Raw genomic sequence first — 12342 nt, 5'->3', positions numbered from 1 at the left:
GGTGATCGATGCCGGGACCAGCCTGACGCTGACGGCGGGCGGGCATCACATCGTGATCAATTCGGGCGGGATCTTCAGCAGCGTGGCGATTGTCGAGGGTGGTGCGCCGGTGGCGGGTATCGCGGCGTTATCAGCAACGCCATCAACCGAAAAAAAACCTCCGGCCCCCGTATTGCTCCAGTCACAGCGTTTGGCCCTGATGGCCAGAAGGCCGATCTGCGCGGTGTGCGAAGCCACCCAACCACGTGGAGAGGCCGATGCTTGAACTCCCTTCGTTACCCCATGACTTGCCTTGGTCCGTGCCGGCTTACTTGCTGCTGGACGGTGTGAGCACCCCCGATCTGCCGCAATGCCTGCAACGTTGGAACAGCCCGGCGTATTGCCTCTATCAAGGCACGCGCTGGCAGGAACTGGCAGATATATCGCCGTACCTGATCACCCTCAACGGCGCAGACGATCCGTTGCTGACGTACTTTCAGGAAAGCGCCGCATTGGAATGGGGATTTTTGCTGTTCAGCGATGCTGATACAGCAACGCTCTGCAAGCACTGGCGTCGTCTGCTCGCCGTCAAACATCCGAGCACGGTGGAGGTCATGCTGCGCATCGGCGATCCCGCTGTCATGCATCAATTGCTCGACCTTGCGCAGCAGGCCAACAGCACACGCTGGTTTGGCCCCGTCCAGCATCTGTGCCTGCCTGATGGGCTTCGGGCCACCTGGCTACAACATCAACGTGTGGATCATGCCGCGCCCGACACCCCCGAGATCTATCAGTTGACCGAAGGGGAACTCACGGCGCTGGGAGAGGCACAGTTTCATCAGTCGGTGATTGGCCTCAACGATCACTTGCGGCGGTATTTCCCCGGATTCATGGCGTCCTGCGCAGATCGGGAACGCCTTCGATTTGCCGAAAAAACAGCGCAACAGGCCTATGAACAAGGCTTCACCTCAGAACAGGAAATCACGCTCTACGCCAACGTGTTGGGCTATCTGGCCGGGCAGCCATTGGAGAGTCACCCGGACATTGTCGAGCTGCTGACCGTGCCTTCACAGCAGTCCCCGCTGAAACGCGTGCAACGCGCTGCCGAGCTGGCGCATGAACGTTCGACCCGTCTGCCGGGAGATTTGTCATGACAGCCGCCAATATCGCCGCCCTGGCCAAAAGCGCCCAAGACATCCGCTCACCTATGGGGCAGTGCTTCTTGATGAGCGAAAAAGTGCAGTTGCTGCCCCTGCGCTACGGTCTGGTGGAAAACCTCGATCCTTCAGCCGAACTGAGCATACCGCTCAAGCTGAACAGCCAACCGTTGGGCATTCGTCTGCTGCGTGACGGCTACCTGTACATCATTGATAACGGCACCGGTTACCTGCACGAATACCGCATTGAGCAAGGCCAGATCAGCAAACTGGTCTGGAAGGGCCGGGAAGTCGCCAGCGACATGCGCACCACGTCGATTGGCGAGCCGCAATTGGTGTTCTCCCGGCAGCACACGTTGTTCGCCAGCTATTCGGAAATCCAGTGGACGGCCTACAAATGTTCGCAAGTGCTCAAGGACGTCGCTGAGCGTGAGCACTGGATGCAACGCATCGAACTGGCGAGTGCCTGTCCGGACAAGGGCGGCATGCACCTGCTGAGCCAACGTCAGGCGGATACCTGGCTGGCCGAGGTTGCGGAAAAAACCGCGCCAATGGATCTGCCCGAGGGTGCCAACCCGCAGCAACGCCAGTCTTACGGTTGGGAAGACACGTCACTGTTCAAAAGCACGTCGATTGAAACCCTCAGCAGCCAAGTGCTGGGGGCGCATCAGAACGATTACCTGTTTCTGGTTTTGCGCGACGACTTTGGTGTGATGCGCGACCTGGCCAGCGCCCAACTGAAGGTCGCGGACTGGCTCGATCACTGGAGCAGCGATGAGGCCGCCCAGCGTCGCTACCTCACCGGCGCCTACATCCAGTCGTTGTACGAAGTGACCCCGGCACGCCTTGATGCACTGGCCAGCACCGACCCCGCCGCCAAAACCCTGATGGACGAAACCAACGCTGAGCAACAGGCAGCCATTGAGGACTACTTGCGTACCAAACGCGACCACGCCGGGCGGCCAATATTTGGCGATGAAGACCATTGGCGAAAAGCGGCCGCGACCGATCCTTATGCGCGCGCGACCGTCAACCTGCTGGACGCCCTGGGTCAGGTGCTTTGGCAAAAACACCGAGACACTATCGCGGCACTGCACTTGCAGACATGGCAGGCGTTGTTCGGAAAGGAGCTCGGCCAGCGCGGCATCGATCACCTGATCAACCGCGCCGACATGCAAGCGTTCGTCAGCCAGCAGCAGACGCTGCTGAGCCATTGGCACACGCGCTTGCAGGCCATTCGCGAAGATCGCCTGGACATGATCGTCGCCGGTCACTTTCACCGGGCGGCCTGGTATTACGACTTTCGCAACGACGAACAGATCCGCCATCGCCTTGAAACGGAGTTCCTCTGCGTCGCAGCCCTGTGCTGGAACAGTGAGGCCACGGAAAAACTGGCGGCCTATCTGGAAAGCAACCTGCTGACCGTCGTGCCAGGGCTGGACACCTTGACCCTGGCCGATCAGCTGGACGTGAGCAAGAAACTCATGGACCTGAGCAGCTTCTCGATCAAGGCCGCGGCGGCGCAGGAAAGTCTTGATGCGGTTAACGTGCTGACCAATCAGTTCAGAAACTTGATGAATGAGCGGTTACCCAACTTTGCGGATCTGAATGGGCGGTTTAGTGGGCTGCAGAGTTTGTTGGATGGGGCGTATAACCCGGCGCGGCAATTGAAGATAGCGGACAGGCTCGATTTGGCGATTCGCGATTTTCGTCTCGGAAGTTCAATTGATCCCAACAGTTTTATTCGTGATCTCGGCGCGCCAACACGCTTGCAGCTGCTGCGCGAGTTTTCCCGTAGCGGCTTGACCTTGCGGGCAGCGTCGGCGTCCGAGTTTCAGGCCTTCAACAAGAGTCGCGATGCCGCGCTCGACCTGCGTCGCCAGCTCAGTGAGACCTACAAACTGCGTCATCGCGAATTGTCGCGGCAGATCTACGGCCTCGCCGCCCCAGGCAGTGAGCAGGTGCACAACCAGCGGATCAACCAGCTCAAGGCTGCGCTCCTGCCGCTGGAAGACAACCTCAGTCGCGCCCTGACCGTCGGTTCAAGCGGGCCGGGCCAGATCGGCACGGTGATCGACGGCATGGCCCCGGCGTTACGGGAAGAAATGCAGCGTACCGTGCGTGATTTCCGCGCGACGGGAACGTTTGGCAAACCGATGGCGAGTGCGTTGAAGTCCAAGGGCGACGGGATTGCGTTGTTGCTGTTTGTTTATCAGGGGCAGAAGTTTTTTGATGCGTTGAGTTCAATACTGAACAAGGATGATCGTTTGTTAGCTGATAAGGCGGCTTTTGCTGAATCCTTGATTGGAATGTCGGCGGCAGGCTTTGCGGCGGTCCAGGGACTGTCGGTGACGATCCTTCAAGCGCATATCGAGCAAATGGACAGTGCCGCTGGAAAACTCAACACCATGAGCCGCTTAGGGCGTTGGAGTGGAATTGCAGGGAACGCTGCATTCGGGTTCGGCGCGTTGGCAGCCGCTTTTGATTCAGGAAAACACTCTATGCAATGGGCCAACGCATTGGCCGAAGGCAATCATCAGGCTTTAGCAGCCACGACCCTACAAATTGCCGGCGACGTCACTCTTGTCGGGACCAATACCTGGGGTGCTAAATACACGACGTCGATCATCACTCAGGTTCTGAGAAAACCCGCCGAACTACGAGCCCTTGCCTGGGCTGAAGCCAGTCCCCGACTGCTGGGCATCGCCGCCCAGGCCAACCTTGTGGGTTTGATCGGTACGGCTCTGCAACTGCTGGGCGAGGGCTTGTACAACTACTTCAATCTGGACGCCTTGCAAAAGTGGCTGCAAGCGAGTGCCTGGGGCACCGCCGACCTGCAACGCAGCCTGCCGGAAGACTGGAGCGCATTGGCAAGGGTGGTGCAACAGCCAACCTGCGAACTGATCCGCGAGGGCAAGCGCACCTGTTTGCAGCTCAGACTGCCCGGCGTGCACACCCGGGAAATGGACAGCCGTCAATTGCAACTGTTGGCCCATCAACAGACCCGTGCAGTACCGATTCCCGGTCCCTACAACAGTCAACTGCCACCCCGGCGCTGGCAGGAAAGCAGCGCCGCGTGGGCCGCAGTTGCCGTAGTCGTCAGTCAGGTAGACGAGGTACTGACCCTGCAGTTGCCTATCGCCGATGCCTTGCAAACGACGGACTTCGCTCTGGCGCTCAACATCGGTTACCAACTGGAAGCCGGACGTGACCTGATACACCGCACCTGTTTCGTCCTGCGCGATCTGCGCATCGCCACGGAACGTGGTGTACGTTTGCCGGCCCAGGGCCGGTTCACCCTCGACCCCGTCGAAACCTTGCCTGATGGCTTGAGCAAGGCGCCGTACTGGTTGTTCACCCGCGAAGAAATGGCGACTGTTGATGTTCAGCAAACTGTTCAAGCGTAAAAGCAAGGCCGAAACCAAAGACCCGGCACCGGACATTCGCAGCCAACGGCCGAGTGCCGGGGAGTTGCGGGTCCGCGGGCTGAATGAAACCCTGTTTCTGGCGCCGCTGCCGGTTTACACCGGACAGGCCCAGGTGTCCCGGCGTAGTTTTTCGGCGATGAACGAAACCTATCTGGAGTTGGGGGGGAGCAACTTCGGGATGGTTGAGTCAGTGAAGAGATTGGCGATTCAAATCTGGTTTGTATTGTTTGTCGCCTTTATTGCACCTAGCCTGCTCGTCATGTACGGAGTGCTCTTTTATCCGGAAAATTTCAGGAACCCTGCGCATGAACTAATAACGTTCTTTCAAGTTGGTGTCTTGGTTTGCCTTTTATCCATGATCCCCCTTGGCGCCTGTGTCTACGGCATGCTCTCCAACGTCCGAACCCTCGCCAAAAGCTACCCCGTACGCTTCAACCGCCAACGCCGCGAAGTCTGCTACATCGACGACACCACTCATCGCGTACTGATCGTGCCGTGGGAAAGTGTGGTGGCCTGGGTCGCGCGCAGTCAGGGTGTCACCGGTTACGGCGCCCTGCGTGATTACACCTTCGGCATGGGGCTGGAGGACGAAGAGCACGACACCGTGCAATTTATCTTGATGGCCCAGCCCAGCGACGCGCATGCGCTGGGAATGTGGGCGTCGATTCGCAATTACATGGAGGAAGGGGAGTTGGTGGATACGCCCAGCCCCATGCTCGCCGCGCTGGGTATCACTCTGAGCGAAGACGAGCTCAAACCTTATGAAGGGCTGCATACCTTTGAAATCGAACGGCTCGACGCCCGATTTATGGGCGATCTTGATGACGGCATGGATGATGACTATCGCAAACGCTATGGATACCCACAGCCCACGAGATGGCCCCTGCGCTGGTGGTACGTCCGCCGCGTCCTGACCTTCTGGAAAATGCCCTACCTGATCGCCGAATGGGCCCACCGCAAAGGTCGTCCGACCCTGCCGGACAGCGTGCAAGCCTGGTCGCAACCCCTGCCTCCCGAGCAATGGGCCAAACCCAGCCCCGCGCTGCAAAAAGCCAACGCGCTGGTCAAACACGCCATGGACAAAAAAGGCACCAACTTCGTCGATGCCTGCAAAGCGGCGGGGCTGCATTGAGCAGGGATGGCTTGAGCAAGGCGCCGTACTGGTTGTTCACCCGCGAAGAAATGGCGACTGTCGATGTTCAACAAACTGTTCAAGTGTAAACGCGAGCCTGAATCCGCAGAATGGAGTTAATGATTCAGCCTGCCAGCGATAGCGGTCTTTTTGACGACTACAGTCTCTCGGTCAGCCGAGACCAAAAACACGGAATGATTCCCGAACCCCGCAGTCGGAGTTCAGGTATCACACATCTGAAGGAGGTTCACCGATGAACAACAAGACCCTAATCGCCAGCCTGGCCCTCGTCGCCGGCATCGCCGGGATCACCCCACTCGTTCAAGCGGCGCAAACCTCGAACGATACTGTCGAACAATCACCGACCGGCAAACGCGAACTGAACGTCAACGACCGCGCCCCGGATATCTACCAGCGCAGCGAAAAAGCCATCAAAAACTGGAAACAGAAAGGCCTCAAGCAACCAGAGCCGCAGGCGCAGTGGGTGCAGATCAACGATAAATACGTGATGGTGATGATTACCAACGGGACGATTGTGGCGATTCAGCCGGTCGAGAAATAGCTTGGGGACTCAATCAACCCGGCCATGACTCAGCAACTGTCCGCCACCCAACCGATACTGATTGTTCCCGCTGCGCTTGGCCTCATACATCGCCAGATCGGCAATGTGCAGCAAGCGATCCATGGTCGGCGCGTGGTCGGGGAATACGGCGACGCCGAGGCTGGTGCCGATGTGGCGTTGGTCGTTGCCGATCGGAATGGGTGGGGACAATTCGATGAAGATTTTCTGGCAGATGCTGCGGGCTTCGTCCTGCAGGTTCAGGCCGGGGGCGAGGCCTTGCAGGATGACCACGAATTCATCGCCGCCGATCCGCGCGACGGTGTCGCTGACTCGCAGGATGCGTTTCAGGCGAGTGGCGGTAGTGATCAAAACGCGGTCGCCGGCGGCGTGACCGTAGCGGTCGTTGATTGCTTTGAAGCCGTTGAGATCGATGAACACCAGCGCCACCCGCGTCTCGGTCACGCGGGCATGTTCGAGTGCTTCCGATAGCCGTTCTTCCAGCACCAGCCGATTCGGCAGACCGGTCAGCGGATCGAAATGGGCCAGATGCTGGAGATAGCTGGCCGAAGCCTTTTCTTCGGTAATGTCGCGCACCACGCCCATCATCTTGATCACCGCATCGTGATCGTTGCGTACCACGTTGCCGGTTTCCCGCAGCCAGCGAATCGTGCCGTCGGGCCAGACCACGCGGTATTCCTCATCGTGGTTTTCTCCGGTTTCCAGACAGCGCAATTCTCCGGCGCGCACCTTGGCGCGATCATCGGGGTGCACGCACGAGCAAAACAGGGCGTAGGAGGGTGTCACCTCGCCGATCTTGAACCCGAACATGCCGAAGATCGCATCCGACCAGTAGAGCCGGTCGGTGTCGACCTCCCAGTCCCAGGTGCCGATCCGGGCGAAATACTGGCTGCGCTTGAAGCGGTCGGCGTCGCCATCCTGGTGAATGTTCTGTCCTTCGGCCGCACGGGTGAGCAGTTCGCGATACTCGGCGAGTTGCTGACGAAGCTCGCGCACTCGGCGGATCAGAACGGCGATCACGACCATCAGCACAACGACAATGGCAAAGCCGATCCAGAGTTGAGTCATTCAAACATCGCTGACATGGCGTATCGATTCGGGATGGGTGGCGGGTGGCCATCATCCATCACGGCCAACACGGGGTCAAACGGTTGCCAAGGGCCGGTATTTCTGGGAAAACGGCCGCCAGCGGAACAATAGAGTGAAAGTCATGAATGATGAACTGCAGATAATCGATCTTCAGCCCGGCGACGGAAAAGCCGCCGTCAAAGGCGCGTTGATCACCACCCAGTACACCGGTTGGCTGGAAGACGGCACCGAATTCGATTCGTCCTGGAGCCGGGGCAAGCCGTTTCAGTGTGTGATCGGTACGGGCCGGGTCATCAAGGGTTGGGATCAAGGGATCATGGGCATGCAGGTGGGCGGCAAGCGCAAGCTGCTGGTGCCGGCGCATCTGGGTTATGGCGAGCGGACGATGGGCAAGATTCCGCCTAATTCGAATCTGGTGTTTGAGATTGAGTTGCTGGAGGTTTTGACGCGGGAGGATTGATTGCCCGTTTCACTGCTGAGGTCATAAAACCCGCTGTCTCCTTTCACGGAGCCAGCGGGTTTTTTCTTGCCTTTTTACCTGGGGCGTTACGCGGCAATCGCCATCTCATCCAGCGTCGCGGCAACCGTGCTGGTCAGGCTTGGAAATCGGCGCTTTACGCTGGTGAGTGCGGGCAGCAGTCGATTGCGGTCCAGTTCGCCATGGTCACGGGCGAGTTGGGTGAGGGCGTTGAGTGCGGCAGTGACGATGGATTTTCGTTCGCTCTCGAGCAGTAGCAGACAGACTTTCTGGGCCCACTGGCTGTCTTTTTCGTTGAGGCCGATGGAGATCAGGGCGGCGACGATGTGTGCATCGGATTTGCTTTCCATGGGTGTTCCTCAGGTCGTGGCATCGAGAGTGTCCAGCGCCCGATTGACCGCCAGTTCGCCACACATCACCACTTGGGCGATGCCCAGCACGGTGCTGCGGTAGGGCGGGTCCAACAGCGCGGCGAAGTCGTTGAGCATCACGCTGGCCGAGGCCATCGATTCGCAGGCGTGGGCCAGCAAGGCATGTTGATCGATGTGGGGGGCGATGAGGAACATGCGGCCGGGGCAGTGCTGTTTCGGGGCGGTGGGTTTCAGGTAGTGGTCGAGAGCGCGCTCGGCGGCTTCGTGGAGTTTCTTTGAGTCGGTGGACGAGTAGGGCGAAGTCGGGTCGGACTCGTTGGGAGCGTCTTTTTCGGGTGGATCGGGTACGTATTTGAACATTCGGGAAAGCCTCAAAGTGATGCCGACACCACCTCGCGACTAAACGAATAGGTGGCAGCTGTACGCAGGTTAGTCGACCGGCGACTTCCCAAAACCGGCGCACCCGAGGGTGCCCTGCACACAGCCGCCATAGAGTGCAGATGAAGGTCACCTGACTTGTCTGGAGCACATGTAAAGTTTTGAGAAATCATCGAGCGACTAAACCCGTTCACTGACCATTCAGTGATGCGAATCAAGTTACCGACGCCCTCAAAACCGCACAAGCCGGCGGATTCTGGCGTAGTTGTAGGCAAAGGCGCAAGGCAATGTAGCCTCCCGGATGGGGGCAAAATGATGCGTCATTTTTCAGTCCGCCATCGCGAGCAAGCTCGCTCCCACAGGGGATCTGTGTGGGCTTAACAAGTGTGCCGACTCGCCAATTTCTGCTTTGTGATACCAAATGTCAGATAAGCCAATTCAAACTTGATTTATATCGGTTTCGATATAGTCTGCTGTATGTGATCGCTGCCATTCCTTGCAACACACCGCCGCGACACGATTCCGTCCGGGCTATTACGCTTTTCCTTCCAACACAGGAGAAGCCAATGCCAAGACACAAGGACGTGGTGCTTGTCGGGAGTGCGCTCAAGGATTTGAGAGCTTTTCCCCTCGATGCTCGCAGAGCTGCAGGATTCCAACTGGATCTGTTGCAACAGGGCGACGAACCCTTTGACTGGCGCCCCATGAAAACAGTCGGGCGGGGCGTCAATGAAATCAGAATCACCGAGGATTCAGGGGCGTTTCGAGTGTTTTATGTGGTCAACCGGCCTGACGCGATTTATGTGCTGCACGCCCTGCAAAAGACCACGCGCAAAACCGAGACGCGAGACATAGAACTGGCACGGGCCAGATACCAGGAAATAGGTTGAACCATGACGGATCATCAAAACTCTTCCCAGCGTTTCTCAAGCGTCTGGGATGCACTGGAAGACACGCCGCAGGAAGCGGCCAACATGCGCCTGCGGGCCAAGCTGATGCGCACGCTGTGCGAAACGATTCGTGCCTGGGAGCTTCCGCAGAAGGAGGCGGCCAAGCGTCTTGGCATCACCCAGCCGCGCCTCAACGACGTACTCAACGGCAAAATCGACAAATTCTCTCTCGATGCGCTGGTCAACCTGTCGGCCGCCGCGCAACTGGACGTAGACCTCTGCTTCTCGTCGTCCCCGCCACTGCAATGGGCCTGACAGACGAGGGTTCCCAACGGCCCTGCCTCTGAACAGACTTCCAGAGGCGGCGCCGTCTGACGTGCCGCCTCATTCACATCAAAATTTCAAGCCGCGACGGATGGTCGAAAGCAGGCCTTGCCCCTTCTGATCTAAACAGCGACTATGCTCGCCATATAGGGGTAGGGGGTATAGGTATGTCGCACACACACGAACACAAAGGCGAGTTGCTTAACCGCGTCCGGCGTATTGCCGGGCAGGTTCAGGCCGTCGAAAAAGCGCTGGAGTCCGAGGCCGATTGCGCCAAGACGTTGCACTTGATGGCGGCGGTTCGCGGGGCGATCAACGGCCTGATGGAGCAGTTCATCGAGGCCCACGCCCGCGAGCATGTCGCCCGTCCCGACCTCAGCGACGAGGCCCGCGCCCAAGGCGTGGAAGAGTTGTTGCTGGCCATCCGCCGATATTCCAAGTGAGCGCCGATATCATGACCTTCAAGGTTGATGACTTTTCCCACGACCACCAGTTTCTCGGTGCTTCCCACGATGAAAACGCCCGCCGCACGCTGTGGGTGGTGGTTCTGACCTTCGTGATGATGATCGGCGAGATTGCCGCCGGTTATCTCACCGGTTCGATGGCATTGCTGGCCGACGGTTTCCACATGGCGACTCACGCCGGCGCCTTGGGCATCGCGGCGGCGGCCTATGGTTTTGCCCGGCGCAACGCCAACAACCGGCGCTACAGTTTCGGCACCGGCAAGGTCGGCGATCTGGCGGGTTTTGCCTCGGCGATGGTGCTGGGGCTGGTGTCGCTGGGGATTGCCGGGGAATCGGTTTTCCGTCTGTTCCAGCCGACCAGCGTGGCGTTCGGCGAAGCCACCTTGATCGCCGTGGTTGGACTGGGCGTCAACCTGCTCAGTGCGTTTTTGCTGGCCGGCCATCACAGCGATCATGACCACGGCCATAGTCACGACCACAGCCACGATCACGGTCATCATCACCATCACGACAACAACCTGCGATCAGCCTACATGCACGTACTGGCAGACGCGTTGACCTCGGTGCTGGCGATTGCCGCGCTGCTGGCCGGTCGCTATCTGGGCTGGGTATGGATGGACCCGGTGATGGGCATCGTCGGTTCCGTCGTCATCGCCAAATGGGCCTGGAACCTGATGCGCGACAGCGCCGCCGTGCTGCTCGATACCACCGATGAGCCGGTGGCCGAGGAGATCCGCGAGCTGCTGGAAACCTCCGACGACGTACGCATCAGCGATCTGCACGTCTGGCAGGTCGGCCCGCAGGCGCGGGCGGCGATTGTCAGCGTAGTCGCGGCGGCTGGCGTGACTGCTGAAGCGATTCGCGAACGACTGGCACCGGTGCATGAGTTGTCGCACCTGACGATCGAATTGCGCAACGCCTAAGCCCGTACTTCGCTGAACAGCGGAATTCGCCCGTTCAGCGAAGGGCGGTAATGCCAGGCGAACCGCTTCAGGTCGATGTCATGGGCGAGGATTTCACTGATCGTCGCTGGCAATCGTCATCGCCGGCCTTTGCCCCTGACATTGGTGCCGACGTGTCTGGACTGGAGCATGCGCCGGCCGCACTTAGGCGGTTCGCTCGGGGCGGCGTTATTGCAGGCTGCGTTGAAGCGCAAATGGGTGACTCAGGATCTGGACTGCCGGGCGCTGACGTTGACGGTGCAAGGGCGCCGAGAATTTGCGTCACGCTGGGGTCTGGTTTTGCCCGAAGCCGGGCGGGACTCGTCAGGTCGCAAGCTGACGGATTCCACGCCCGGATCGGTGCATGCGCGTTAGCTCAGGGTATAACCGCTATCGACCACCCAATCCTGACCGATGACGCCGCGAGCACCATTGCCCAGTTGGAACAGAATGACGTCGGCCACTGCCGCAGGTTCGAGAAACTGCCCGCTCAAAAGCCGGTTGTTGACGCCTTGGGCCACGTCCCGGAGCGCTTCGTCACTCAGGCCCAATGTCGACCAGATCGGCGTTGCAGTCGGGCCGGGGGAGACGCAGTTGATGCGCACGCCGTGGGGCGCCAGCTCGACCGCGAGGGTCCTGGCATGGGCGATCAACGCTGCTTTTGATGCGATGTAGGCGGCCAGCCCCGCGAAACTGATTTGGGCCAGAAAAGTACCGATGAACACAACTGACGCCTTGTCTGCAAGGTGCGGGCGCAGGGCAGCCAACGTGTTCAGGGCTCCGGCGCCGTTCACCGCCCATTGGCGATCGAACGCCGAGCTGTCGAGCCCGTCGGCGAGTTCTGCGATACCGGCATTGGGCACCACGAAGCTTGCCGGGCCCAGACTCGCAGCCTGCTCGGCCAAGGAGGCAAGGTCAGAGGCTTGAGTGACATCGCCGGGATGCCAGACCAGTTGCTGTGGATACCGCTCAAGCAGTTCGGCCAGTGCTCCGGGCTTTCGCGACATGGCCAACACGCGTGCGCCTTGGTCGAGCAGGCGCTCGGTAGCGGCCAGGCCTATGCCCGAACTGGCGCCGGTGATGACCGCAAGCTTGCCCTGAAAAACATGATCCATGTTCAACTCCCGTTTT

Annotated in this window: 13 protein-coding genes and 3 pseudogenes; 11 read left to right on the top strand and 5 right to left on the bottom strand. The window is 59.4% G+C overall.

Annotation, left to right across the window (positions count from 1 at the left end; translation table 11 throughout):
- From CAF73_RS30325 to CAF73_RS27500, 5 genes and pseudogenes are all read left to right on the top strand, one after another.
- A pseudogene (locus tag CAF73_RS30325) lies at positions 1-265 on the top strand (type VI secretion system tip protein VgrG); the annotation flags it as partial.
- 46 nt (positions 266-311) lie between these two features.
- Positions 312-1133 (top strand): DUF4123 domain-containing protein, encoded by an 822-nt coding sequence (locus CAF73_RS27515; RefSeq protein ID WP_176247776.1) that lies wholly within the window; start codon positions 312-314, stop codon positions 1131-1133.
- Positions 1130-4543, top strand: coding sequence for a toxin VasX (locus CAF73_RS27510; RefSeq protein WP_085705082.1), 3414 nt, complete (start codon positions 1130-1132; stop codon positions 4541-4543). Before CAF73_RS27515 ends, CAF73_RS27510 begins: the two co-directional genes overlap by 4 nt.
- Positions 4518-5696 carry a DUF6708 domain-containing protein gene (locus CAF73_RS27505; protein WP_234205597.1) on the top strand — a complete coding sequence of 393 codons (1179 nt, stop codon included), beginning with the start codon at positions 4518-4520 and terminating at the stop codon, positions 5694-5696. Before CAF73_RS27510 ends, CAF73_RS27505 begins: the two co-directional genes overlap by 26 nt.
- Before the next feature lie 253 nt (positions 5697-5949).
- Positions 5950-6258 carry an RcnB family protein gene (locus CAF73_RS27500; protein ID WP_085698130.1) on the top strand — a complete coding sequence of 103 codons (309 nt, stop codon included), beginning with the start codon at positions 5950-5952 and terminating at the stop codon, positions 6256-6258.
- A gap of 9 nt (positions 6259-6267) precedes the next feature.
- Here CAF73_RS27500 and CAF73_RS27495 read toward each other — a convergent pair whose 3' ends face one another.
- Positions 6268-7344 (bottom strand): sensor domain-containing diguanylate cyclase, encoded by a 1077-nt coding sequence (locus tag CAF73_RS27495; protein WP_085698131.1) that lies wholly within the window; start codon positions 7342-7344, stop codon positions 6268-6270.
- Positions 7345-7486: 142 nt separating this feature from the next.
- On the opposite strand from CAF73_RS27495, the gene CAF73_RS27490 reads away from it, so the two are divergent.
- Positions 7487-7825 (top strand): FKBP-type peptidyl-prolyl cis-trans isomerase, encoded by a 339-nt coding sequence (locus CAF73_RS27490; protein WP_007952931.1) that lies wholly within the window; start codon positions 7487-7489, stop codon positions 7823-7825.
- An 86-nt stretch (positions 7826-7911) separates the two neighbouring features.
- Here the strand turns inward: CAF73_RS27490 and CAF73_RS27485 are convergent, their stop codons facing one another.
- The gene (locus CAF73_RS27485; protein ID WP_085698132.1) at positions 7912-8193 is read right to left on the bottom strand and encodes a hypothetical protein; all 282 of its coding nucleotides are present in this window, start codon (positions 8191-8193) and stop codon (positions 7912-7914) included.
- A 9-nt stretch (positions 8194-8202) separates the two neighbouring features.
- Positions 8203-8574 (bottom strand): DUF6124 family protein, encoded by a 372-nt coding sequence (locus tag CAF73_RS27480; protein ID WP_085705081.1) that lies wholly within the window; start codon positions 8572-8574, stop codon positions 8203-8205.
- Positions 8575-9158: 584 nt separating this feature from the next.
- On the opposite strand from CAF73_RS27480, the gene CAF73_RS27475 reads away from it, so the two are divergent.
- The 4 genes from CAF73_RS27475 to dmeF all read left to right on the top strand — a co-directional run bounded on the left by CAF73_RS27475 (position 9159) and on the right by dmeF (position 11193).
- Entirely contained in the window at positions 9159-9482 is a 324-nt protein-coding gene (locus CAF73_RS27475; RefSeq protein WP_085705079.1) for a type II toxin-antitoxin system RelE/ParE family toxin, read from the top strand.
- 3 nt (positions 9483-9485) lie between these two features.
- Complete coding sequence (locus CAF73_RS27470; RefSeq protein ID WP_085698134.1) at positions 9486-9797, top strand: helix-turn-helix domain-containing protein; 312 nt, start codon at positions 9486-9488, stop codon at positions 9795-9797.
- A gap of 176 nt (positions 9798-9973) precedes the next feature.
- On the top strand, positions 9974-10249 hold the full coding sequence (locus CAF73_RS27465; protein WP_085698135.1) for a metal/formaldehyde-sensitive transcriptional repressor: 276 nt from the start codon (positions 9974-9976) through the stop codon (positions 10247-10249).
- Positions 10250-10260: 11 nt separating this feature from the next.
- Entirely contained in the window at positions 10261-11193 is a 933-nt protein-coding gene (dmeF, locus tag CAF73_RS27460) for a CDF family Co(II)/Ni(II) efflux transporter DmeF (protein ID WP_085705077.1), read from the top strand.
- Here dmeF and CAF73_RS30625 read toward each other — a convergent pair.
- A pseudogene (locus tag CAF73_RS30625) lies at positions 11190-11343 on the bottom strand (cytochrome P450); the annotation flags it as partial. The gene dmeF and the pseudogene CAF73_RS30625 sit on opposite strands and share 4 nt — an antisense overlap.
- A 3-nt stretch (positions 11344-11346) precedes the next feature.
- Here CAF73_RS30625 and CAF73_RS30620 point away from each other — a divergent pair.
- Positions 11347-11586 (top strand): annotated as a pseudogene (locus tag CAF73_RS30620) (transcriptional regulator); the annotation flags it as partial.
- Here the strand turns inward: CAF73_RS30620 and CAF73_RS27450 are convergent.
- Entirely contained in the window at positions 11583-12326 is a 744-nt protein-coding gene (locus tag CAF73_RS27450) for an SDR family NAD(P)-dependent oxidoreductase (protein ID WP_085705075.1), read from the bottom strand. The pseudogene CAF73_RS30620 and the gene CAF73_RS27450 overlap by 4 nt on opposite strands.
- Between the last annotated feature and the right edge of the window lie 16 nt (positions 12327-12342).

The sequence above is a fragment of the Pseudomonas sp. B15(2017) genome, from assembly GCF_002113215.1.
Classification (GTDB): domain Bacteria; phylum Pseudomonadota; class Gammaproteobacteria; order Pseudomonadales; family Pseudomonadaceae; genus Aquipseudomonas.
The sequence above is the reverse complement of the archived record's forward strand: the minus strand, read 5'-3'. Positions and strand labels throughout refer to the sequence as shown.

Bases quoted from the DNA above. Each gene is read 5' to 3' on its own strand.
- CAF73_RS27510 (WP_085705082.1), top strand. From the start codon at position 1,130: ATGACAGCCGCCAATATCGCCGCCCTGGCCAAAAGCGCCCAAGACATC.
- CAF73_RS27505 (WP_234205597.1), top strand. From the start codon at position 4,518: ATGTTCAGCAAACTGTTCAAGCGTAAAAGCAAGGCCGAAACCAAAGAC.
- CAF73_RS27500 (WP_085698130.1), top strand. From the start codon at position 5,950: ATGAACAACAAGACCCTAATCGCCAGCCTGGCCCTCGTCGCCGGCATC.
- CAF73_RS27495 (WP_085698131.1), bottom strand. From the start codon at position 7,344: ATGACTCAACTCTGGATCGGCTTTGCCATTGTCGTTGTGCTGATGGTC.
- CAF73_RS27490 (WP_007952931.1), top strand. From the start codon at position 7,487: ATGAATGATGAACTGCAGATAATCGATCTTCAGCCCGGCGACGGAAAA.
- CAF73_RS27485 (WP_085698132.1), bottom strand. From the start codon at position 8,193: ATGGAAAGCAAATCCGATGCACACATCGTCGCCGCCCTGATCTCCATC.
- CAF73_RS27480 (WP_085705081.1), bottom strand. From the start codon at position 8,574: ATGTTCAAATACGTACCCGATCCACCCGAAAAAGACGCTCCCAACGAG.
- CAF73_RS27475 (WP_085705079.1), top strand. From the start codon at position 9,159: ATGCCAAGACACAAGGACGTGGTGCTTGTCGGGAGTGCGCTCAAGGAT.
- CAF73_RS27470 (WP_085698134.1), top strand. From the start codon at position 9,486: ATGACGGATCATCAAAACTCTTCCCAGCGTTTCTCAAGCGTCTGGGAT.
- CAF73_RS27465 (WP_085698135.1), top strand. From the start codon at position 9,974: ATGTCGCACACACACGAACACAAAGGCGAGTTGCTTAACCGCGTCCGG.
- dmeF (WP_085705077.1), top strand. From the start codon at position 10,261: ATGACCTTCAAGGTTGATGACTTTTCCCACGACCACCAGTTTCTCGGT.
- CAF73_RS27450 (WP_085705075.1), bottom strand. From the start codon at position 12,326: ATGGATCATGTTTTTCAGGGCAAGCTTGCGGTCATCACCGGCGCCAGT.